The sequence below is a fragment of the Sphingomonas taxi genome (assembly GCF_000764535.1).
GTDB classification, from domain to species: Bacteria; Pseudomonadota; Alphaproteobacteria; order Sphingomonadales; family Sphingomonadaceae; genus Sphingomonas; species Sphingomonas taxi.
In genome coordinates, this window is the sequence record NZ_CP009571.1 from 1480328 (window position 1) to 1503514 (window position 23187).

Here is a 23187-nt window from a genome sequence, read left to right on the forward strand (position 1 = left end):
TCCACCATTCGCTTCGCAAATGGTCCCCCTCCCCGTGCCGGGGAGGATCGGCTTTACCGATACGCGGTGATCTTGCCCGATTGTCCCAGCGTGTACAGCGTCGACTTCACCACGATCGGCGGCAGCGCGAAACTGTCCTTCGCCTCGACCGTCGTCGCGATGCTGCCGTCGGTCGGCGAGGCGAACACCACCTGCCCCAGCGAATTGGTCAGCACCAGCCGCCCGCCCGCCAGCACCGGGCCGAACCAGGTGACCTGCGGCCCCTTGTTCTTCTTGGCGTTCTTGAACCGCTGCAATTGCGCGATCCAGCGTGCCTTGCCGTTCGACCGCGCGAGGCAGACGAGGCGCGCATCGTCGGTGACGACGAACAGCCACTCGCCCGCGATCCATGGCGTCGAGATGCCGGCGAAATTCTGCTCCCACAGCCGCTGGCCGGTGGCGAGGTCGAGGCTGACCATGCGTCCGCCCTGGCCGACCGCGAAGACGCGACCGTTGTCGACCACCGGCGCCGCGTCGATGTCCGATAGGCTCGACACCGAGGTGGTGATCGAGGTGCGCGACAATGCGTCGCCCCACAGCACGCGGCCGTTCTCGTAGCGATAGGCGTTGAGCTCGCCGCTCGAGAAACCGGCGACCACCGTCCCCTGGCTGGCGGCGGGTGCGGCGACGCCGAACACGCCCTGCGTCTCGAGCGTGCCCGACTGCGCCCACTGGACCTTGCCGTCGCTCTGATCGAGCGCGAAGATCTGATTGTCCTGGCTCAGCACATAGACCGAGCCGTTGGCGACGGTCGGCGCGCCGCGCAGCGGCCCGCCCGGCTTGGCACGCCAGATCTCCTTGCCGTCCGCGGCATTGAGCGCGACGACGTCGCCGACGCCGTCGGTCGCGAAGACGCGGCCCTCGTCATAGCTCGCGCCGCCGCCGAAGCGCGCCGGGCGGTTCTCGTCGCCGCTGCTGACCGAGGCGTCCCACAATTTCGCGCCGGTATCGGCGGCGAAGGCATGGACCTGCGCGGCGACGTCGACGACGAACAATTTGTTGTCCGCGACCACCGGCGCCGCGCCGAGCCGCTCGCGGTTCGAGCCGCCGGCGATCGACGCCTGCCACGCGCGCGACGGCGTCGCGGCGAGTGCGAGCTGGCCCATCGACTTGGCGGCATTGCCGCCCGGCTGCGTCCAGGCATCGTTCGCCTCGGCAGCGGGGAGCGTCACCTGGATGTCGGCGATCGTGCTGTCCGCCTCGATCGCGTTTTCGGAGGCGAGGATCGGCACGCGCTCGCCGACCGTCGGGGTCTTCTTGGCGCCGCCCTTGAAGATGCCGCAGGAAGACAGCGCGATCAGCGCGGCGACGGCCACCGAGGCCCGATATCTGGTCGTCATTGCGCAGGTGCTTCCTTCGATTGTGCCGCGGCCGCGCTGGCGGGGGAGACGATGCGCACGTTCGCGCCGCCGTCGGCACCCGCAGTGTCGACCCCCATCGTGCCGGCCATCTGAACCGCGCGTTGACGGATCGAGTCGGGGACGGCGTCGCTCTGCGCGAGCTGGCCGAACAGCCGGCCGGCGAGGTCCTTGCGGCCGCTGTCGAGATAGGCGATCGCGACCAGCTCGCCGGCGCTGCCGAAATAGGCGTTGCCCGGCACCGCCAGCGGCCGCAGCCGCTCGATGACGACCTGCGGTTTCAGCGTGTCGAATTCGGCGGTGGTCTGGCGGATCAGCGCGATGTCGCGGAACGGCTGCGCGAGGCTCGTGTCGGCGGCGATCTTGGCGAAGAGCGCGGCGGCGGCCTTGTCCTGCTTCTTGCCGAGCAGGATGTCGGCCTGCGTCATCAGCGCGAGCGCGCGATAGCCCTCGCGGCCCGAGCCGGCGATCGGCGCGAGCGCCTTGTTCGCCTGATCGGCCTGCCCCGCGCCGAGCGAGTCATAGGCCGCCTGCAATTGCTCGCCCTCGACCCCCGCCGCCTCGGTCTGGCGATGCTGCCAGTAGAGGACGCCGGCGAAGGCCGCGAGCGCCACCACGATTCCCGCGATCGTCCAGCGGCCGTAGCGCTCCCAGAAGCTGGTCAACTGATCGCGGCGCAGCTCGTCGTCGACTTCGCGCAGGAACGCTTGGTTGTTTTGCGGCGTGAGGGCCAAGGAGGGCTCCGGAACAGACAGAGGAAGTGGCGCGCACTCTTAGCGGCGACGTCGGCGAAACGAAAGCACGGGAAATGTGGCGGGTTGAGGGCGTCGCCTGCCTAGTCCTTCGCGGGATAGATCTGCTCGGGTCCCGGAAAGACGCGCGCGCGGACCTCGCCGGCATAGGCTTCGACGGCGGCGGAGATCCGCCCGGCCATGTCGTCGTAGCGCTTCACGAAGCGCGCGGTGCGCTCGAACAGGCCGAGCATGTCCTCCGCCACCAGCACCTGCCCGTCGCATTGCGCGGAGGCGCCGATGCCGATCGTCGGACAGGCGATCGCCTGCGTGATGCGGATCGCGATCGGCTCCATCACCCCCTCGATCACCACCGCGAAGGCGCCCGCCTCGGCGACCGCGGTGGCGTCGGCGACGATCTTCGCCGCCTCCGCCTCGCTTTTGCCGCGCGCGCCATAGCCGCCGAGCACGTTGACCGCCTGCGGCGTCAGCCCGACATGGCCCATTACCGGGATGCCGCGTTCGCTAAGGAAGCGCACCGTCGGCGCCATCGCCTCGCCGCCCTCCAGCTTCACCGCCGCCGCGCCGGTTTCCTTGAGCAGGAACGCCGCGCTTTCGAACGCCTGCTGCGGCGAGGCCTCGTAGCTGCCGAACGGCATGTCGATGACGACGACGGCATGATAGCTGCCGCGCACCACCGCCGCGCCATGCGCCGCCATCATCTGCAGCGTCACCGGCACCGTCGACGGCAGGCCGTAGATCACCTGCCCCAGGCTGTCGCCGACCAGCAGCATGTCGCAATGCGGATCGAGCAACTGCGCGGTACGCACGGTATAAGCGGTGAGCATCGCCAGCGGCTCGCCGCCGCCCTCCCGGCTCGACTTGCGCCGGCGGATCGCCGGCACGGTCAACCGCTTGCGCGGCGCCGGGGTGGGATTGGCGCGGCTGGTGGCGGTATCGATGGTATAGGTGGTGGACATCGCGCGGCTGTACCGCGCGGCGCGGACGCGATCCAGAGCCGTCGATCGGCGCCCTGCTTACCGTATCGCGGCGCCGCCTTCCCCCAACGCCTGTTGCCATTCGGCCGGCTTGAACCCCACGAGCAGCGTCTCGCCCGCCTCGATCACCGGTCGCTTGATCATCGACGGCTGCGCGCACATCAGCGCGACCGCGCGCACCGCGTCGAGGTCGGCCTTGTCCGCGTCGGGCAGATTGCGGAACGTCGTCCCGGCGCGGTTGAGCAGCACCTCCCAGCCGCGCCGCTCCACCCAGCCTTCCAGCCGCGCCCGGTCGACGCCCTGCGTCTTATAGTCGTGGAATTCGTAGGCGATCCCCGCCCCGTCCAGCCACGCCCGCGCCTTCTTCACCGTGTCGCAATTGCGGATGCCATAAACGATCGTGTTCATGCGGCGCCCTTACCACGCCGTGAGCAGGACGCCACGCGCTCACCATCGGCGCCATGCTTCCATGCGTCCCGACCTGCGCGGGGACGACGGTAGGGGGAGAGCGTATCCCCCACCCCCAAACCGTCATCCCCGCGCAGGCGGGGATCCATACCCGCGGACCTCACCGCTCCATCGCGACACCTGCGGATCTGGATCCCCGCCTCCGCGGGGATGACGACGGATGGGGTGTCCCCGTATGACCCCCCGCCCCGTATAACCGTCCGCGTTGCCACGAGGTGATCGGACGTACGCCCCATCGTCATCCCGGCGAACGCCGGGACCCATGGACACGATGCAGCCAGCGTCTGCCCCCACCATCGGCGTTCCGCATCCGTGGGTCCCGGCCTGCGCCGGGATGACGATCAGAGAAAGCGCATTCCACTGCCCACCCGGTCGCGGGCGAGACCAGTTTCACGCCACCCATGCATCCTGCCCCCTCCCGGACCAGTCGTTGCAAAGGGTGACTTCTCCCCATCATCACGGCTACCACCGCTCCATGACCGACGCCTTCCCCTCGATCCACCGCCATCAGTTCGCCCGCGTCGCCGCCGCGACGCCGCTCGCCAGCGTCGGCGACGTCGCCGCCAACGTCGCCGCGACCGTCGCGATGGCGGGCGAGGCGCACGATCGTGGGGTCGATCTCGTCGTCTTCCCCGAGCTCAACCTCACCTCCTACGCGATCGACGATCTCCATTTGCAATCGGCGCAGCAGCGCGCCAGCGAGGCCGCGGTCCTCGCGGTCGCCGAACAGACCGCCGGCCTCGCGCCGCTGCTGCTCGTCGGTGCCGCGCTCGTCCGCAACGGCCGGCTCTACAACACCGCGGTGGCGCTCCACCGCGGCCGCATCCTCGGCGTCGTGCCCAAGACCTTCCTGCCCAATTACCGCGAATATTACGAAAAGCGCTGGTTCGCCTCCGGCCTCGGCCTGCACGGCCTGACGATCCGCCTCGGCGACGCCGACGTGCCGTTCGGCACCGACCTGCTCTTCGCCGCCGACGATCTGCCCGGCTTCGTCGTCCATGCCGAAATCTGCGAGGATTATTGGGCGCCCACCCCGCCCTCGACCGCCGGCGCACTCGCGGGCGCGACGATCTGCTGCAACCTCAGCGCCTCCAACATCGTCATCGGCAAGGGGCGCGAGCGGATGCTGCTCGCCGCCGCGCAATCGGCGCGCACGTCGTCCGCCTACGTCTATTCTGCCGCCGGCCCGGGCGAGAGCACCACCGATGTCGCATGGGACGGTCAGGGCTTCGTCTACGAATGCGGCGACCTGATGGTCGAATCGAAGCGCTTCGTGCAGGCGCCCGAACTCGCCGTCGTCGACGTCGATCTCGAACGGATCGTGCAGGAGCGGCTGCGCAACGGCACGTTCAACGATTCGGCCGCCGCCGCCGGTCATCCCGAGACGCGCGTCCGCCGCATCGGCTTCGCGCACCAACCCAGTCTCACCGACATCGGTCTCGAACGGCCGATCCGCCGCTTCCCCTTCGTCCCCAACGACCCCGCCCGCCGCGACGAGGATTGCTACGAAGCCTTCAACATCCAGGTCGAGGCGCTGTCCAAGCGGCTCGCCGCCACCAAGTCGAAGACGTTGGTCATCGGCGTGTCCGGCGGCCTCGACTCGACGCATGCGCTGATCGTCGCGGCCAAGGCGATGGATCGGCTCGGCCGGCCGCGCGCCGACATCCTCGGCTTCACCATGCCAAGCTTCGCCACCGGCGACGCCACCAAAGGCAACGCCTGGGCGCTGATGCGCGCGCTCGGCTGCACCGCCGACGAGATCGACATCCGTCCCGCCGCGCGCCAGATGCTCGCCGACATGGGCCACCCCTTCGCCAACGGCGAGGCGGTCTACGACGTCACCTTTGAAAACGTGCAGGCGGGCCTGCGCACCGATTACCTGTTCCGCCTCGCCAACCAGCGCGGCGGCATCGTGCTCGGCACCGGCGATCTCAGCGAGCTGGCGCTGGGCTGGTGCACCTATGGCGTCGGCGACCAGATGAGCCATTATGCGGTCAACAGCGGCGTGCCCAAGACGCTGATCCAGTTCCTGATCCGCTGGTGCATCCGCACCGGCCAATATGACGACGCCACCAACGGGGTGCTGTCGACGATCCTCGGCCAGGAAATCTCCCCCGAGCTCGTCCCGGCCGGGGCCGACGGCACGATGCAGAGCACCGAGTCGATGATCGGCCCCTATCCGCTCAACGACTTCTTCGCGCATTACGTCGTCCGTCACGGGCTCGCCCCGTCGAAGGTCGCCTTCCTCGCCTGGCATGCATGGCGCGACGCGGCGTCAGGGCATTGGCCGGCGGACTTTCCCGCCGAGGCGCGCACCGCTTACGATCTGCCGACGATCAAACATTGGCTGGAGCGGTTCGTCGTCCGTTTCTTCCAGCTCAGCCAGTTCAAACGCTCCGCCATTCCCAACGGGCCGAAGGTGTCGGGCGGCGGCGCGTTGAGCCCGCGCGGCGACTGGCGCGCCCCCTCGGACGGCACGGCGGCCGTGTGGCTCGACGAGTTGCGCCGAAACGTTCCATAGAATCTTGCCTTTATAAGGGGGCAGGCGCATTATGAAGATCTGATGACACCGCCTCCCCGGGATGGCTCGCGCGATCGCCGGATCGAGGACCCATCGAATCTCTACCTGATTCACCCAGCGTCGCACGCCCTGCTCCCCCTTGCCCTGCGGCACGGTGTCTCGGCCAATATGGTCTCGCTGATCGGCCTTGCCTGCGGCACGGTCGCGGCGGTCGCCTATGCGCATTGGCGCGATCCGGCGATGGCGCTGGTCGGTCTGGTATTCTCGGTCGCCTGGCTGGTCGCCGACGGACTCGACGGCATGATCGCGCGCGCGACCAAGACCGCGAGCGCGCTCGGCCGCACGCTCGACGGGCTGTGCGACCACGGTGTCTTCGCGCTGATCTATCTGTCGCTCGCCTGGACGATCGGCACGACCGGCGGCTGGATGCTCGCCATCGCCGCGGGCGGCTGCCACGCGGTCCAGTCGAGCCTTTACGAAGGCGAGCGCGCCCGCTTCCACCGCCGCACCCGCGGCACGCCGCTCGCCACGGTGCCGGTGCCGACCGGCATGGTCCTCGTCCGCCTGTATGACAGCGTCGCGGGGTCGGTCGACCGCATCTCGATGCCGTTCGAGCGCCGCTTCGGCGCCGCCGAGGACCCGTCCGCCTTCGCCGCCGCTTATGCCGCCGCCGCCGTTCCGGTGATGCGACTGCAGTCGCTGCTCACCGCCAACGTCCGCGTCTGGGCGGTGTGCGCCGCGTGCCTGCTCGGCAGCCCACGCCTCTTCTTCTGGTTCGAGATCGTCCCGCTGACGCTGGTCTGCGCGGTCGGTCTTTACCGCCACCGGCGCGTCGAGCGCCGTTTCGTTCACGGCGCCACGCCGCAGTCCATTCTTTATCCAAGCGAACAGGGTCATTCATGAAGAGCATCAACATCGCCATCGTCGGCATCGGCAACTGCGCGAGCTCGCTCGTCCAGGGGCTGGAGCATTATCGCGAAGGCGCCAACGATCTCGTCGGCCTGATGCACTGGGAACTCGGCGGCTATAAGCCTTCCGACATCAAGGTCGTCGCCGCCTGGGACGTCGACACGCGCAAGGTTGGCAAGGACGTCGCCGAGGCGATCTTCGCCAAGCCGAACTGCACCGCCGTCTTCGCCGCCAACGTGCCGGCGACCGGCACCGTCGTGAAGATGGGCGCGGTGCTCGACGGCGTCGCCGACCATATGGCCGATTACAAGGACGACCGCACCTTCATCGTCGCCAACGACACGCAGCCGAGCAAGGCCGACGTCGTCGCCGAACTCAAGGCGAGCGGCACCGACGTGCTGATGAACTACCTGCCCGTCGGCAGCCAGCAGGCGACCGAATTCTACGCCGAATGCGCGCTCGAGGCGGGCGTCGCCTTCGTCAACAACATCCCCGTCTTCATCGCGTCGAACCCCGAATGGGCGAAGAAGTTCGAGGATGCCGGCGTCGCGATTATCGGCGACGACATCAAGGCGCAGCTCGGCGCGACGATCGTCCACCGCGTGCTGACCGATTTGTTCGCCAAGCGCGGCGTCAAGCTCGACCGGACCTATCAGCTCAACACCGGCGGCAACACCGACTTCCTCAACATGTCGAACCACCGCCGGCTCGAATCGAAGAAGATCTCGAAGACCGAGGCGGTCCAGTCGGTCGCGGCGGAGCGGCTCGACGACGACAACGTCCACATCGGCCCGTCGGATTACGTGCCGTGGCAGAACGACAACAAGGTCTGCTTCCTGCGCATGGAAGGCCAGTTGTTCGGCGGCGTGCCGATGAACCTCGAACTGCGCCTCTCGGTCGAGGATTCGCCCAATTCGGCGGGCGTCGCGATCGACATGATCCGCTGCGCGGCGATTGCCAAGGACCGCGGCATCGCCGGCGTCATCGATCCCGCCTCGGCCTATTTCTGCAAGCACCCGCGCACGCAGATGACCGACGACCTCGCCCAGACCGCGGTCGAAGCGTTCATCAAGGCCGCCTGATGATCACCACGGGCCTGCTGCTCGCCGCCGGACAGGGCAGCCGGCTCCGTGCGGTAACGCCGTTCAAGCCGCTCTGCCCGGTGGCGGGGCGCGCCTTGATCGACCATGCGCTCGACGGCATGGCGGCGGCGGGGCTGACGCGTGCGATCGTCTCGCTCGGCTATGGCGCCGACGCGATCGCCGCCCACCTCGCCGGTCGGCAATGGCCGCTCGAGGTGGTGACGGTGATGACCGACTATCATCAGCCCAACGGCGTGTCGGCGCTGGCGGCGCGCGCGCTGATCGGGCCGCAGGGCGCGGTGCTCGCTATGTGCGATCACCTCGTCCAGCCGCGCCACTATCGCCGTCTCGCCAGGGCTGGCGCCGGCGACGGCCTGCGGCTCGGCATCGACCGCCGTCTCGGCCATGCCTGGGTCGACCCGCTCGACGTCACCTGCGTCGCGACGCGCGGCGACGGGATCGTCGCGATCGGCAAGGGCCTCGAACCGCACGATTGCTACGACACCGGCATCTTCGCGGTCTCGCAACGCTTCTTCGAGGTGCTGGCGACGCTCGACAGCCCGTCGCTGACCGAAGGCGTCCGCCTGCTAGCCGCCGAAGGCAGCGCGAAGATCGTCGATTGCAGCGACCTCGACTGGCTGGACGTGGATGACGCGCCGGCATTCGCCCACGCCGAAGGCTGGATGACCAAGCTCGCGGCCTGACCCGGCGCTCCCCTCGCGGGAGAGGATTTTATCCGAAGACGCGGCAACTGGCGAAGTCAGAAAGACGTCTTAGTCGCGAACGTCAGCGGCCAGTACCATCCTGCCGCTGCGAAGATGCGATCCGCGTGGCTTCGCGCTTCCACTCCTCCTTGGTCTTACAGACCGTTCGGCCGGTCTTGCGCTCCGTCAGGCAGTGCCTTTCGGCAGCACGATTGCCGGAACCGTAAAAAGCATCGCCCTGCAAACGCCCAATAGCACCCTGCCCTGCGGCACGGATCTCCGCACTGGAAGGATATGGCACGCCCTGTCGCATCTGGGCCGTAGCCGTTCCACATGCGGCTAAACAGACCGCGAAAGATATGGCAACTTTCATGTCAATCGCCTTTCACGCCGAACATTTGTAACGATCTAGCATCACTGCCGTTCCTTGCAACGTCGTCTGTCCCCGCCCCGTCGCTGTCACCACCTTGACCCCCGCCGCCCGATCCCCGACACCGCGCCGCGTGACGCACCTCCCCCCGCCCCCCGCCGACCTGCTCCGCGACGCCGCTTTGTTCCTCGACTTCGACGGCACGCTCGTCGAACTCGCCGAGCATCCGGAGGCGGTCGCGGTCGACGCGCGCCTCGCCGCATTGATAGAGCGGCTGTCGGATCGGCTCGACGGCCGCGTCGCGATCATCTCCGGCCGCCCGGTCAGCGGCATCCGCGCCCTGTTCGGCGATCCGCATTTCGCCATCTCGGGCAGCCACGGGCTTGAGGTGCGTTGGCCCGACGGACGGCACGAACGCGCGGAACGCCCGGCCGCCCTCGACCGTATAGTGACCGAGATGAAAGCCTTCGCAACTGCAACATCGGGTGTGCTGGTCGAGGAGAAGCCGCTCGGCGCCGCGCTCCACTATCGCGCCGTGCCGGCCGCCGAAACCGCGGCGCACGCCCTCGCCACCCGCCTCGCCGCCGACGCCGGCCTGCACCTCCAGACCGGCAAGATGATGGTCGAGGTCCGCGTCCCCGGCGCCGACAAGGGCACGGCGCTCCACGCGCTCATGCAGAGTCCCGCGATGGCCGGCCGCCGCCCCGTCTTCCTCGGCGACGACGATACCGACGAGCCGGCGATGGTCGCCGCGCGCACGCTTGGCGGCGCCGGCGTGTTGATCGGCGCGCCGCGTGACACCGCCGCCGCTTATCGTCTCGATACCGTCGCCCAGACCCTCCATTGGCTCGAAGCCGCAACCGAAAGCCTCGCCGCATGACCCCTGAGCCCGATGCGTCCGCGATGAGCGTCGACCTCTGGCCGATCGGCAATTGCCAGGTCAGCGCGTTGATCGATCGTGCCGGCCGCTTCGTCTGGGCGTGCGTGCCGCGCGTCGACGGCGATCCGCTCTTCTCGGCGCTGGTCGGCGGCGCGGAGCCGGACAGCGGCTATTGGTCGATCGGCATCGAGAATTCGGTCAAGGTCGAGCAGCACTACATCCGCAACACGCCGATCCTCGTCAGCACGCATACCGACGATGCCGGCAACGTGCTGGAGGTCACCGACTTCTGCCCGCGTTTCGTGCGGACGGGACGCACCTATCGCCCGGTCGCCTTCGCGCGCATCGTCCGGCCGATCGCCGGCAGCCCGCGCGTCACCGTCAAGCTGCGCACCACCTGCGGCTGGGGCGGCACCTGCCGCGAACAGATCGGCGGCTCCAACCATCTGCGCATCCTGCTCGATTCGATGCAGCTGCGTCTCACCACCACCGCGCCGATCGGCATGGTGCAGGAAGAGCGCGCCTTCCGCCTCGAACGGCCGCTGCACTTCTTCCTTGGGCCGGACGAGAGTTTCAGCGGCGACCTCGCCGAGACGCTCGAGGCGATGCTCGCGCAGACGATCACCGAATGGCAGGAATGGGTGCGCGGCCTCGCCATCCCGCTGGAATGGCAGGACGTCGTGATCCGCTCGGCGATCACGCTCAAATTATGCCAGCACGAGGAGACCGGCGCGATCGTCGCCGCGCTCACCACCTCGATCCCCGAACATGCCGGGTCGGAGCGTAACTGGGACTATCGCTATTGCTGGGTGCGCGACGCCTATTACACCGTGCAGGCGCTCAACCGGCTCGGCGCGCTCGACGTGCTGGAGGGCTATCTCGGCTATCTGCGCAATATCGTCGACAGCGCGGCGGGCGGCCATATCCAGCCGCTATACGGCGTGCTCGGGGAACCGACGCTCGAGGAGCGCTTCGCCCCCGGCCTCACCGGCTATCGCGGCATGGGGCCGGTGCGCGTCGGCAATCAGGCCTATGAGCAGATCCAGCACGACGCCTACGGCCAGATCGTGCTGTGCAGCGTCCACGCCTTCTTCGACCAACGGCTGTTCCGCCAGTCGGGCCGCGAGGATTTCGAGAGCCTCGAACATGTCGGCGAGCGGGCGTGGCAGTTCCACGACCAGCCCGATGCCGGATTGTGGGAGCTGCGCACGCGGCAGAGCGTCCACACCTATTCGTCGGCGATGTGCTGGGCGGCGTGCGACCGGCTCGCCAATGCCGCGCACGTCCTGGGCCTCGAAGATCGTCGCGCCTTCTGGCAGGATCGCGCCGACACGATACGCGCCGAAATCGAGACGCGCGCGTGGCGGCCCGAGACCAACCGCATGTCGGCGACCTTCTCGGGCGACGATCTCGACGCCAGCCTGATCCAGCTGCTCGACCTGCGCTTCTTCGAGCCCGACGATCCCCGCTTCATCGGCACGCTGGAGGCGGTGGAAAAGGGCCTGCGCCGCGGCAGCCACATGCTGCGCTACGATACCGAGGACGATTTCGGCCTGCCCGAGACCGCGTTCAACGTCTGCACCTTCTGGCTGATCGAGGCGCTGCATTTCACCGGCCGCCACGCCGATGCGCGCGCGCTGTTCGACGAGATGCTGGCACGGCGCACCGCAGCGGGGCTTCTCTCCGAGGATATCGACCCGACATCGGGGGAATTGTGGGGCAATTACCCGCAGACCTATTCGCTGGTCGGCATGATCAACTGTGCCGCCCTGTTGTCAAAACCATGGAGTTCGATCCGCTGAGCCGCCTGATCATCATATCCAATCGTGTTTCCGCCCCGAAGGGCTCCGACTCTGGTGCACAGGGTGGCCTTGCGGTCGCGCTCGCGTCTGCGCTGCGCGAATATAAGGGGATCTGGTTCGGCTGGTCGGGCGATCAGACCGACGAATATACCGGACAGATCACCTTCCAGCGCAACGAGGGCGTCACCACCGCGACCGTCGACCTCGAAGAGCAGGATATCGACGAATATTACAACGGCTATGCCAATCGCACGCTCTGGCCGCTGTTCCATTACCGCGTCGATCTTGCCGAATACGAACGGGAATTTGCCGGCGGCTACCAGCGCGTCAACGAACGCTTCGCCGATACCGTCCAGCCGCTGATCGAGGAAGAAGACGCGGTCTGGATCCAGGACTATCACCTGTTCCCGCTCGGCGAGGAGCTGCGCAAGCGCGGCGCAACGAACCGGCTCGGCTTCTTCCTGCACATTCCCTGGCCGCCGCGCCGGCTGCTGTCGATCCTGCCCGAGGCGCAGGCGCTGGTGCGCAGCCTGTTCGCCTATGACGTCATCGGCTTCCACACCGACGAATGGCTGCATTCGTTCCGCGACTATGCGCTCGCCGAACTCGGCGCGCGGATGGAGGGGGACGAGTTGATCCTCGACGATCGCCGGGTGAAGGTGATGGCCTGCCCGATCGGCATCGACGCCAAGGAATTCGCCGGCCTCGCCACCAGCACGCGCGGGCGCCTCGCCTTCCGCCAGATGCGCGACGCCGCGGTCGGCCGCGACATGATCGTCGGCGTCGACCGACTCGATTATTCCAAGGGGCTGGAGGAGCGGTTCCTCGGCTACGAACGCTTCCTCAACGAGCATCCGGAAGAGCGCAAGGAAGTCACCCTGCTCCAGATCGCGCCGCCCAGCCGCGCGACCGTCGGCAGCTATCAGAAGATCCGCAGCACGCTCGAAGGTCTCGCGGGGCGGATCAACGGCGGCTATGCCGATATCGACTGGGTGCCGATCCGCTACGTCAATCAGGGCTATCCGCGCGATGTGCTCGCCGGCATCTATCGCGCCGCGAAGATCGGCCTCGTCACGCCGCTGCGCGACGGCATGAACCTCGTCGCCAAGGAATATGTCGCGGCGCAGAATCCGGAGGACCCCGGCGTGCTGATCCTGTCGCGCTTCGCCGGTGCCGCCTGCCAGCTGACCGACGCGGTGCTCATCAACCCCTATTCCGCCGAGGAGATGTCCGACGCGATCATGCTCGCGCTGCGCATGCCGCGCGAGGAACGGATCGAACGCTGGACCAAGATGATGGACGTCATCACCCGCGAGGATATCGGCTGGTGGCGCAAGACCTTCACCGATGCGCTGATGGGTCCGACAGTGGAGACGGAGCAGGAGCAGACGGAGCCCGCATGATCCGCTCCCGGGGCAGCGCCTCGGGCATTTCCGCGCGGATGAAGGCATAGATCGCCTCGCGCACGTCGCAGCGCAGGTCGAAGGCGGTCGAGGCGTCCTTGGCGGTCATCAGCCCGCGCAGCTCCATCGTCCCGTCCGGCTTCGAATCGGTCACCTGCAGATTGAAGAAGCGCTGGTCCCAGCGCGGATTGGCGCGGACGACCTCCTCCAATTTGGCACGGATGCGCGGCACGTCGGCGGCGGGATCGAGATACCAGAACACCGAGCCGAGCAACGCGCTCGTCTCGCGCGTCCAGTTCTGGAAGCTGTTCTCGAGGAACTTGGACACCGGCACCACCAGCCGCCGGTCGTCCCAGATGCGCACGACGACATAGGTCAGGCGGATGTCCTCGATCCGCCCCCATTCATTGTCGATGATGACGACGTCGTCGATGCGGATCGGCTCGGTGAACGCCATCTGGATGCCGGCGATCAAATTCTTGAGCGCGGGCTGCGCGGCGGCACCGATCGCGAGGCCGGCGACGCCCGCGGAGGCCGCCAGCGTCACGCCGATCGTGCGGACGCTGGGGATGCTCATCAGCATCATCATCACGGTCAACAGGATCAGCACGAACACGCCGATCCGGTGGAGGATGCTGATCCGCGTCCGCCGCCGCCGCGCACGCAGATTGTCGGTGGCGGTGATGTCGAACCGCACCTCGCTGAGGTCGCGATAGGCGGTGAGCGCGGCGAGCAGCATCCAGCCGAACATCGCCGGGGTGAGCAATCCGATCACCCGCTGCCAGATCGTCTCCCAATAGCGCGGCAGGTCGAGCCCCGGCCCCGAGGCGGCGAGCGCGACGCCGATCATCAGCCAGAAGGTCGGCCGCCCGAGCCGCGCGATCAGGATATCGTCGGTCTTGGTCGCGGTCCGGCTGGCGACCTTGCGCAGCACCGCGAACAGGATGCGATGCACCACCGCCAGGATCAGCACGAAGACCAGTACCCCGGCCAGCCGGGCCTGCCATTCGGGCAACGTCACGTCGAGATAGGGGATACGCATCGGGCTAACACGCACGACCGCGGTTAAGGCTCCCTTGCTTGCGATGGTTCATGCTGCGGCTGCGAAGAAGGGTGTTCACGTGGAGGCGCGAGACGAATGATTTACGCTGAAGCGTTGAGACTTTGAGATTGAGAATCGGTCAGTGGATCACCCGGCATCCTTCCACCACCGTTCGTACTGAGCTTGTCGAAGTACGGTGCGACTCACCTGCCCTTCGACAAGCTCAGGGCGAACGGACTGGGGGTGAGTCAGCGAGATCAGGCGTGTCTCCGAAGACACGTATCTCTTCTCCGCGCCTCCGCGCCTCCGCGTAAACCATTCTCTTCGCGTCTTCGCGTCTTCGCGTGAACACCTCCTCAGCCAGCCGCGGAACGCGCCCGCACCCGCCACCGCCACACCCCCGTGACGAACAGCACCGCCGGCAACAGCCCCGACACGAACACCAGCCAGCGCCCGAACAATCCGAACGCCTCCCCGTCGTGCAGCGGATGCAGCCACGTCAGCAGCACGTCGCCGCCGCTGTCGCGCCGCGGGTCGCGCACCGCCAGCACCCGCCCGTCATAGGGATCGAGCCACACGTTGCTGCGCGGGAAGCGCCGGCTCGGCTCGCCGGGCAGCGCGAAATTGACCCGCACCACGCCGCGGGCGTCCGCCGGCGTCTCGATCCACGCCAGCGCGCCGCCCGGCAGCGCCCGCTCCGCCCGCCGCACCAGATCGTCGAGCGGCAAAGCTCCCGCCGCCCGCGGCACGCTCGCCAGTCGCGGCGGCACGAACAGCGGCGAGGTCCGCGCCACCACGGGGCGCACCTGATCGGGCAGGTCGAGCATCGCCCCCGTCACCGTCACGACGATCAGCACCAAGGCCCCGCCGATCCCCGTCCATTTGTGCCAGTCGTACAGACGCCGCGACCGCACCGCACCACGCTTCCACGCCAGCGAACGGCGCCATCCGCCGGGCCGCGGCCACCACGCCCACAAACCGCTGATTAGCATCGCGAGCATGACGATCCCGGCGATCCCCATTACGATCGCCCCCGGTTCCTCGAGCAGCAGCCGGTAATGGAGATCGTAGATCCACGTCGTCCAGTAATCGCCCCAATGGCCGCGCCGCACCACCCGCAGGCTGACCGGGTCGAGCCACAGCATCAGCGGCGCGAACGCCCGCCCCCGCGTCTCGACGGGCTGGTAATAGCGAACCGGGATCGGCCCGCCGTCGGGCGTCACCTCGATCCGCCACGCCCCGGTCCGTTGCGGCTCGGCCCGACGCAGCGCGTCATAGACCGCCTGCCACGACGCCGGCCGCGCCCCCGCCGCGACCTGCGCAAGGCCCGGATGCAGCGCGCCGTCGATCGCGGTGTAGAAGACCAGCACGCTCCCGGTCAGCCCGGTGAGCGCGAACAGCGCGCCCACGCTCAGCCCCAGCCATAGATGGATGCGCCGGACGACGACCCGCGCCCTCACAGCGTCAACCGCACGCTGCCATAAAGCGCGCGGCTGTCGGCCGGCGAGTGCAGCACCTGCGTCCCGTCATACCAGACATATTCGTAACGACGGTTGCCGATGTTCTTCAGCTGCGCCGCCACCTCGAGCCGCGGCAGCACCCGCCACGCCACCTCGCCGGCCACCACCAGATAGGCGCCGTAGCGCGGCAAGGTGTTGGCGGGCGTCAGCTCGTAGCTCGACTGGCCATTGCCCCACAGCGACACGCGCCACCGCTCGACGGGAACGACATCGACCCCGCCGGAGAACAAATTCTGCGGCACATGGTCGATCCAATTGCCCGCCTGCGACGGCGTCGCCGGATCGGGCGTGACGATCCGCGCCCGCTGGTACGAATAGGCGCCCCACAGATTGGCCCCCTTCACGGGCGTCACGCTGACCTGCACGTCGAGCCCGCGCCGCCGCGTCGCGCCGAGATTGTCGCTGTCACCGGAAGGATCGTTGAGCCGCCGCTTGATCTCGCCGCTCGCGGTCTGCTCCCACAGCGCGACGCGCGCCTCCAGCCAGCGCCCGCGCGCCAGCTTGACCCCCGCCTCCCAGCCCTCGTTGATCGACGGCGCGAGATTGGTGGTGCGCGGCGGCACCTTATAGGCCCCCGCGCCGACGCCGATCTGGAACGTCCGCCCGTAATTGCCGTAAGCGGTGACGCCCGCCAGCGGGGTGATCGCGACGCTCAATTTGGGCTGGCTGATCGTGCCATAGTCGTTGATCGGATAGCGCTGCCCGTTCAGCCGGTTGCGCAGATTCCCGGAGACGGTGTCGAACCGCCAGCCCGGCGTGATGCTCAGCCAGGCGGTGGGCTCGATCACCGCCTGCGCATAGCCGCCCGCGACGGTCAGCCTGAACGCCTGGTCGCGCGTCTGGCTGGTGATGATGCGGCTGGCGGTCAGCCAGCGCAGGCTTTGATTGTCCTGTACCTGCACGTCGCCGCCGACCTCCAGCATCAGCCGGTGCAGGAACGCGACCCTCGGGTGATAATGGAGCGTCGCCAGCCCGCCATATTGGTCCTCGCGCGCCAGCCGCCGCTGCTGCGCCACCGTGGCGGAAAAGCGCACATACCGGTCGTCGTGCAGCGCATTGGCATAGCCCTTGGCGCTCAGCGCGAGCGTATCGGTCAGATCGGCATCGAGGTGCAGGCTGTACTGGCTCATCTGCCGCCGCCCGCCGTCGGTCGCCGAGACCGGATAGGAGCGCCGCCGGTCGGCATAGGCGTCGGCGTCGGTGAGATAGCCGGGCTCCTGCGCCTCGACCTGCGCGTAGCGCGCGATCCCGCCGAGCCGCACCGCACCCCAGTCGTAGAACCATTTGCCCGCGAGGCTCACCCGGTCGAGCCCGGCGTGATCGCGGAAACCATCGCTGTGGCGATAGCCGACGAAGTAATTCTGGCTAAGCTTGCCCGTCTCGACACCCGCCGAAAGCTGTCCCTCGGCAGTACCGAACGCCCCGCCGAGACCCCGTGCGTCGAGATAATTGCCGCCGATCCGCGTCGCGATATCGGCGCTGCCGGCGATCGCATGCAGGCCGTAGCGCGGATCGGCGGTGCCGCGCACCAGCTCGACCTGCGCGATGTCGAGCGGCATCACCGCGTCGATGAACGGCATGCCGCCGTCGTTGGCGTTGCTCGGCACGCCGTCGATCAGCAATTTGACCGCGTTGATCTCGCCTTCGCCGTTGAAGCCGCGGATCGAGAAGCGGCCCGAGGTCGTCCCCTGGTTGAAGTCGGTCAGCGAGACGCCGGGCAGCCGCGCGAACAGCTCCCATGTGTTGTCGACGCTCTGCCGCTGCGCGACGTCGCCGCCGAGCCGGTCGATCGAGGTGACGATATTGCTGGTCGAGCGCGCCATGTCGCGCGCGGTGACGACGATGTCGCCGACCGAGAAACTGGTGTCGTTGGTATCGGCATCATGGTCGTGGCGCTGCGCCCATGCCGGAGTCGCGAGGACGGGGGCGAGGGCGAGCGCGACGCCCGCCGCCGTGGCGGTTCGTAGGAAGATCATTGCAGGCAATTCCCGATCCTGGCGCGTGCCCTCTCCCGGGCCGCACCGTCAGTGTCGTTGTGGATGGATCAGGAAAGGCGCGGCGGTCCGCGCATCGGCGGCCGCACATGCGCGCGGTCGCGCAACGCCGGCCAGCGCGTCGCGCGCACGCCGAGCGCCATGACGAAGGCGATCGCGAGCACCAGCAACACCGGATCGACCGGCGTCGTCGCCGCCTGCGCCAGCGCGCCAAAGGGACAGGGCATGTCGGTGGCGGGATGATCCGCCTCGCGATGGCCGCCCGAACCGTGATGGCCGCCATGCACCATCGCCATCGGCGCGACCGGACCGTAGCCGCTGCACACTTGCAGCACCGGCCGCCCATCGACGCTGCCGACCATGAACCCCGCCGGCACCAGCAGCCGCACCGCAAGCGCCAGCGCCGCCAGCCACAAAGCGAGCGTGCGATGATCCAGCAACAGGCGGCGGAGCGACGTCACGGCTGCGTCTTAGGCGAGGCCGCGGCCCCTGTCATCGACCTGGATCAGGTAGGATAATCGTAATGTCCGCGGGCTAATATTCCGTCTAGTATGAACACCATGCACCGGTCCCTGCTCCGCCCGCTCCTCGCTACGCTGCTGCTGCTCGGCACGCTGTTCGGGTCGGCTCCGGCGTGGGCGGCGGTGACGATCACCTTCTGGAGCCACGAACTGGGCAACAGCTTCCCGCACGCCTTCTTCACGCTGCGCGGCGTGCAGGATGCCGGCGGGCCGCCGGTCGACGTCAATTACGGCTTCACCGCCAAGTCGGTTTCGCCCGCGCTGCTGATGGGCAGCGTCGCCGGTCGGCTCGACATCTCGCGCCCCTTCTACATCGGCACCAGCGACGCCCAATTCTCGGTGGTGCTGAGCGACGCACAATATGCGCAGATGCTGACGCTGATCGCCGCCTGGGACGAGAAGACCGGCGACGGACGCTACAATCTCAACGATCGCAACTGCATCCACTTCGTCAAGGAAGCCGCCCGCATCGCTGGCCTGACCGGTCTCGATCATCCCAAATTGATGAAGAAGCCGCGATCCTATCTGCAGGCGGTCGCGGCGGCCAATCCCGACCGCGTCGCGGTGATCCACATGCACGGCAAGACCTATCTCGCCTCGCTGCCGCCGTTGACGGCGGCGCCGGTAAGCGCAGCGGCGGCACCGGCACCGGCTCCGGCTCCGGTGGCGATGATCCAGCCGCTACCGGCACACTGACCACACCCCCTCCCCGTTCGGACCGACGCCCCCCCCGTTCGTGCTGAGCCTGTCGAAGCACGGTGAGACTCACCCGCCCCCTTCGACCGGCTCAAGGCCAACGGGTCTCGGAAACCCGATCCCCCAGCTACCCCCGCACGATCTCCATCACGTCGAGCGTCGAATGGAAGCCCGGGAACGGCAGCACCAGCCGCCAGCGCGCCGTGCCGATCCGCTCGACCAGCCCCGCCATGTCGCGCTGCCGGTCGCGGCCGTAGCGCATCGGCCGGTCCTCGTCGCCGAGCGCCAGCGTGCCGAGGAAGATCGTCCGCGAATCGGTGCTGTCGAACAGATTGCCGCTCGCCCTCTGGTCGCCATCGGTGACGAACTGGCGGACGATCCCCGCCTCGCTCACCCGGCAGCTCGTCCAGCCGCCGCTCAGCAGCGGTCGCACACCCGGTCCGATCCCGCCGAGCCGGTGCACCCGGCAGCGATAGACGCCGGGCAGCAGCGCCGCGCCCTCGATCACCCGGTCGGGGTCGAACAGGTCCGCGTCGGCGGCGAGCCGCTCGCGTCCCTCGGGCGTCGCGCGCACCTTGGTCAGCGCCTGTATCCAGGCGTCGCGCCAGCCGCGCAGGCGTTCGCGGTCCTGCCGCGTCGCGACCTTGCGCCAGTCGCTGTCGCCCGTGTCCTGCGCGCGCACCGCGGCGGTGGCGAGCATCGCGCCGGCGAGCGTCACCGCCAGAAAACGCCCCACCCTCATGCCGCGGTCCAGCCGCCGTCCACCGACAGATTGGCGCCGGTGATCGCCTTGGCCTCGTCGCGGCACAGGAACAGCGCCAGCGCCGCCACCTGCTCGGGCGTCACGAACTCCTTGGTCGGCTGCGCGGCGAGCAGCACGTCGTTCATCACCTGCTCGCGGGTCAGCCCGCGCGCCGTCATCGTGTCGGGGATCTGTGCTTCGACGAGCGGCGTCCAGACGTAACCCGGCGAGATGCAATTGACCGTCACGCCATGCTGCGCCGTCTCCAGTGCGATCGTCTTGGTCAGTCCGACCAGCCCGTGCTTGGCCATCACATAGGCCGATTTGTTGGGGCTCGCGACGAGGCTGTGCGCCGAAGCGGTCGAGATGATCCGCCCCCAGCGCTGCGCCTTCATGTGCGGAACGGCGGCGCGCATCGCATACCAGGCGCTGGTCAGGTTGATCGCCAGGATCGCCTCCATCCGCTCGGGCGGAAACGCTTCGATCGGCGCGACATGCTGGACGCCGGCATTGTTGACGAGGATGTCGACGCGGCCGGTCTCGCGCGCCGCACGCTCGACCAGCGCGGCGATCTCGTCCGGCTTGGTCATGTCGGCGGCATCGTACAGCGCCGCCGCGCCACTCGTCGCGGCGAGCTCGGCGCGGATCGTCTCGATCGCCTCCGCCTCGCCGAAGCCGTTGATGACCAACGCCGCGCCTTCCGCGGCGAACGCCCGCGCATAGGCGAGGCCGATGCCCGACGTGGACCCGGTGACAATCGCGGTCTTGCCCTTGAGGACCATAGACGTGCTCTCCTGCTATGCCTCCCGTCTGCGTCGATGCGCGCGCTGTTGCAACCGGGGGCAGGGTTCGGGCATTCGTAACGCAAGCTAAACGGAGCCTTGCATGCGCCTCGACGATTTCGATCCCAATATTGACGTCGGCGATCAGGGGAACCGCGGCGGCGGTTTCGGTGGCGGCGGTGGCGGCGGCGGACTTTTGTTCGGCCTGCTGCCGCTGATCGGCAGCCGCTTCGGCTGCGGCGGCATCATCGTCGTGCTGCTGCTGATGGCGGTGTTCGGCGGGCTCGGCAATCTCGGCAGCCTCGTCGGCGGCGGTGGCGGCAGCGGCACGCAGGTGACGCGCAGCGCGCCGTCCGAAGGCGGCTCGGCGACCGCGGTCTGTACCTCAGATCCAGCCAAGAAAGCGGCCTGCGACGCGTTCAGCTCAGCACAGAAGACATGGACCGCGCTGTTCGCGCAGAGCGGCCAGCGTTTCGCCGCGCCCGGCCTGCGCTTCTTCTCGCAGAACGGCCAGTCGGGCTGCGGCGCCGCGCAATCGGCGATGGGGCCGTTCTATTGCCCGACCGACCAGCGCATCTATCTCGACACCAGCTTCTTCGACGAACTCGCCAACCGCTTCGGCGCCAAGGGCGATTTCGCGCAGGATTACGTGATCGCGCACGAATTCGGCCATCACATCCAGAATCTGCTCGGCACGTCGGACAAGGTGCAGAACGTCCAGCGCAGCGGCAGCGAAACCGAAGGCAATGCCGCCTCGGTCCGCCTCGAACTGCAGGCGGATTGCTATGCCGGCGTGTGGGCCGCGCAGAACCGCAGCCGCATGGAGCCGGGCGATCTCGAAGAGGGCCTGACCGCCGCGCAGGCGATCGGCGACGACACGCTCCAGAAGGAATCGACCGGCCGCGTCGTCCCCGACAGTTTCACGCACGGCACCTCGGCGCAGCGCATGCACTGGCTGCAACGCGGCATACAGACCGGCGACCCCGCCCAGTGCGACACGTTCAGCGGCGCGATCTGACGGCCGCCCCGCCCTCGCGAGGGAGGGGCGCGTATCGCAGCGGTGTCGAGGCGCGATTGCCCTGACTCAAAAGCTCCGTCACCCCGGACTCGTTCCGGGGTCCACCGGGCCACGAGGGAACGGTACCGCCTCCAGCCCTCCTCCCAGCCGCAGAGTGGACCCCGGAACGAGTCCGGGGTGACGATGTGAGCTGGGACAGCGATTGACCTACGCTGACGGTCATATGGACCCTTCCCCGCATGGAGCGGAACTAACGCCCCGCCAGCTGCCGGGCGAAATGCACCTCGACCGCCTTGGTCACGCTGTCGGCGATCCGTTCGCGCCCCGCCGGGCTGTCGAGGAACGCCGCATCGACCGGGTTGGAGATATAGCCCGTCTCGAACAGGATCGACGGCATGTCCGGCGCCTTGAGCACCATCAGCGACGCCATGCGGTGGAACACCGGCTTGGTCGGGATGCGCGGCTTGGCCTCGCGGCCGAGCAGCCGGGCGAAGCTCGCCGAACTGTTCATCGTCTCGCGCTGCGCGAGATCGATCAGGATCGACGAGACGTCCGCCCCGGCGTCGCCCAGATTGACCCCGGCGATCACGTCCGCCTTGTTTTCGCGCAGCGCCAGCCGCGCCGCTTCCTTGTCCGACGCCACTTCGGACAAGGTATAGACCGACGCGCCGCTCGCATCGCCGCTGCCGACGCTGTCGCAATGGACCGAGATGAACAGGCTCGCCTTCAGCCGCCGCGCGATGCCGTAGCGCTCGCGCAGCACCAGATAGCGGTCGTCGTCGCGGGTCAGCGCCACCCGCACCCGCCCGCTCGCCAGCAACGCATCGCGGATCGACCGCGCGATGCGCAACGTCACGTCCTTCTCGCGCAGCCCGGTGACCGCGTTGATCGCGCCCGGATCGACCCCGCCATGACCGGCGTCGATCACCACCAGCGGCCGGCTGTCGTCGCCACGCACGCGTGGCAGCGCCGCGGCGCGCGCCGGCGGCGGCACGGGGATCGACAGCTTGTACTTGGGCCGCGCCCCCCATTCGCCGAGATCGACCGCGAAGAAGCGCACCGGCCCCGCCGCAGCCGCCGCAGTGACGCGCGCCGCGGTCGCCGGGGCGATCGACAGCGCCAGATTGCCGTCGGCATCGAAGCCGCCGTCGGCGATCACCGCCGGTCGCGCGAGATCGAGCAGCAACCGCGTGCCGTCGCCCTGCCGCACCTGCCTGATGCTCCGCACCAGCCCGCCGGTGACCACTTCCGCACCGGGGATCGCCTGCGCGACGTCGACCGCGATCTGGCGGCTGCCGCGCAGTACCATGCCCGTGGCGTCGATCACCGGCCCGTCGAACCGCACGACGATGCGGCCGCCGTCGACCACGACGCTGCGGATCGCCGTCGCGGCATGCGCCGGCACGCTCGCGCACCAGCCGAGGATCAGGGCAACGATCGCGATCATCGGGCGACCTTGCCGCGCCGCGGGGGCGCCGGTCCAGCGAAAAGCCATGGCACGTTCCTTGGGCGCCGACGTCTGGCCGGCGCCTGAACGAGCATCATGACCGGCAGGCGCCAACGCCCGGTTGCGCGGCGCGGTTAATGCACGATTCGGCATGAATTTG

Annotated in this window: 20 protein-coding genes; 9 read left to right on the forward strand and 11 right to left on the reverse strand. The window is 68.5% G+C overall.

From position 1 onward, the window contains the following. Positions 1-53 precede the first annotated feature (53 nt). From MC45_RS06645 to MC45_RS06660, 4 genes are all read right to left on the reverse strand, one after another. Complete coding sequence (locus MC45_RS06645; RefSeq protein ID WP_038661044.1) at positions 54-1379, reverse strand: outer membrane protein assembly factor BamB family protein; 1326 nt, start codon at positions 1377-1379, stop codon at positions 54-56. Further along, the gene (locus tag MC45_RS06650; protein WP_038661047.1) at positions 1376-2131 is read right to left on the reverse strand and encodes a tetratricopeptide repeat protein; all 756 of its coding nucleotides are present in this window, start codon (positions 2129-2131) and stop codon (positions 1376-1378) included. Before MC45_RS06650 ends, MC45_RS06645 begins: the two co-directional genes overlap by 4 nt. Before the next feature lie 101 nt (positions 2132-2232). Then, complete coding sequence (gene panB / locus MC45_RS06655) at positions 2233-3108, reverse strand: 3-methyl-2-oxobutanoate hydroxymethyltransferase (protein ID WP_038661049.1); 876 nt, start codon at positions 3106-3108, stop codon at positions 2233-2235. 57 nt (positions 3109-3165) lie between these two features. Next, a complete protein-coding gene (locus MC45_RS06660) occupies positions 3166-3534 on the reverse strand; it encodes an ArsC family reductase (RefSeq protein ID WP_038661052.1) in 369 nt (122 codons plus the stop codon). A 535-nt stretch (positions 3535-4069) separates the two neighbouring features. Between MC45_RS06660 and MC45_RS06665 the strand changes: the two genes are divergently transcribed. From MC45_RS06665 to MC45_RS06695, 7 genes are all read left to right on the forward strand, one after another. Next, positions 4070-6115: an NAD(+) synthase gene (locus MC45_RS06665; RefSeq protein ID WP_038661055.1), complete on the forward strand. Its 2046-nt coding sequence runs from the start codon at positions 4070-4072 to the stop codon at positions 6113-6115. 168 nt (positions 6116-6283) lie between these two features. Next, the gene (locus MC45_RS06670) at positions 6284-7018 is read left to right on the forward strand and encodes a CDP-alcohol phosphatidyltransferase family protein (RefSeq protein ID WP_245640861.1); all 735 of its coding nucleotides are present in this window, start codon (positions 6284-6286) and stop codon (positions 7016-7018) included. Next, complete coding sequence (locus tag MC45_RS06675) at positions 7015-8106, forward strand: inositol-3-phosphate synthase (RefSeq protein ID WP_038661061.1); 1092 nt, start codon at positions 7015-7017, stop codon at positions 8104-8106. The genes MC45_RS06670 and MC45_RS06675 overlap by 4 nt, the downstream gene beginning before the upstream one ends. Continuing rightward, a complete protein-coding gene (locus MC45_RS06680) occupies positions 8106-8810 on the forward strand; it encodes a phosphocholine cytidylyltransferase family protein (protein WP_038661064.1) in 705 nt (234 codons plus the stop codon). Before MC45_RS06675 ends, MC45_RS06680 begins: the two co-directional genes overlap by 1 nt. A 503-nt stretch (positions 8811-9313) precedes the next feature. After that, positions 9314-10060, forward strand: coding sequence for a trehalose-phosphatase (otsB, locus tag MC45_RS06685; RefSeq protein WP_038661067.1), 747 nt, complete (start codon positions 9314-9316; stop codon positions 10058-10060). Between the two features lie 23 nt (positions 10061-10083). Continuing rightward, on the forward strand, positions 10084-11862 hold the full coding sequence (locus MC45_RS06690) for a glycoside hydrolase family 15 protein (RefSeq protein WP_038661070.1): 1779 nt from the start codon (positions 10084-10086) through the stop codon (positions 11860-11862). Then, positions 11844-13265, forward strand: a complete 1422-nt coding sequence (locus MC45_RS06695; RefSeq protein ID WP_038661072.1) for an alpha,alpha-trehalose-phosphate synthase (UDP-forming) — start codon at positions 11844-11846, stop codon at positions 13263-13265. The genes MC45_RS06690 and MC45_RS06695 overlap by 19 nt, the downstream gene beginning before the upstream one ends. Here MC45_RS06695 and MC45_RS06700 read toward each other — a convergent pair. From MC45_RS06700 to MC45_RS06715, 4 genes are all read right to left on the reverse strand, one after another. Continuing rightward, positions 13204-14307 (reverse strand): mechanosensitive ion channel family protein, encoded by a 1104-nt coding sequence (locus tag MC45_RS06700; protein ID WP_038661075.1) that lies wholly within the window; start codon positions 14305-14307, stop codon positions 13204-13206. The genes MC45_RS06695 and MC45_RS06700 overlap by 62 nt on opposite strands. Positions 14308-14663: 356 nt before the next feature. Further along, positions 14664-15767, reverse strand: a complete 1104-nt coding sequence (locus MC45_RS06705; RefSeq protein ID WP_038661078.1) for a PepSY-associated TM helix domain-containing protein — start codon at positions 15765-15767, stop codon at positions 14664-14666. Then, positions 15764-17803: a TonB-dependent receptor gene (locus MC45_RS06710; RefSeq protein ID WP_156143789.1), complete on the reverse strand. Its 2040-nt coding sequence runs from the start codon at positions 17801-17803 to the stop codon at positions 15764-15766. The genes MC45_RS06705 and MC45_RS06710 overlap by 4 nt, the downstream gene beginning before the upstream one ends. Positions 17804-17871: 68 nt before the next feature. Further along, on the reverse strand, positions 17872-18282 hold the full coding sequence (locus tag MC45_RS06715) for a DUF2946 family protein (protein WP_038661081.1): 411 nt from the start codon (positions 18280-18282) through the stop codon (positions 17872-17874). A gap of 99 nt (positions 18283-18381) precedes the next feature. Between MC45_RS06715 and MC45_RS06720 the strand changes: the two genes are divergently transcribed. Further along, on the forward strand, positions 18382-19038 hold the full coding sequence (locus MC45_RS06720; RefSeq protein ID WP_038666691.1) for a hypothetical protein: 657 nt from the start codon (positions 18382-18384) through the stop codon (positions 19036-19038). Positions 19039-19165: 127 nt separating this feature from the next. On the opposite strand, the gene MC45_RS06725 is transcribed toward MC45_RS06720, so the two are convergent. Together MC45_RS06725 and MC45_RS06730 are read right to left on the reverse strand one after the other, a co-directional pair. Continuing rightward, positions 19166-19780: a DUF4893 domain-containing protein gene (locus MC45_RS06725; protein WP_038661084.1), complete on the reverse strand. Its 615-nt coding sequence runs from the start codon at positions 19778-19780 to the stop codon at positions 19166-19168. Then, on the reverse strand, positions 19777-20562 hold the full coding sequence (locus MC45_RS06730) for a 3-hydroxybutyrate dehydrogenase (protein WP_038661086.1): 786 nt from the start codon (positions 20560-20562) through the stop codon (positions 19777-19779). Before MC45_RS06730 ends, MC45_RS06725 begins: the two co-directional genes overlap by 4 nt. Positions 20563-20665: 103 nt before the next feature. Here MC45_RS06730 and ypfJ point away from each other — a divergent pair, with 103 nt between their 5' ends. Further along, on the forward strand, positions 20666-21580 hold the full coding sequence (gene ypfJ, locus MC45_RS06735) for a KPN_02809 family neutral zinc metallopeptidase (protein ID WP_038661089.1): 915 nt from the start codon (positions 20666-20668) through the stop codon (positions 21578-21580). Positions 21581-21830: 250 nt separating this feature from the next. On the opposite strand, the gene MC45_RS06740 is transcribed toward ypfJ, so the two are convergent. Then, positions 21831-23075, reverse strand: coding sequence for an N-acetylmuramoyl-L-alanine amidase family protein (locus MC45_RS06740; protein WP_038661092.1), 1245 nt, complete (start codon positions 23073-23075; stop codon positions 21831-21833). Positions 23076-23187 lie beyond the last annotated feature (112 nt).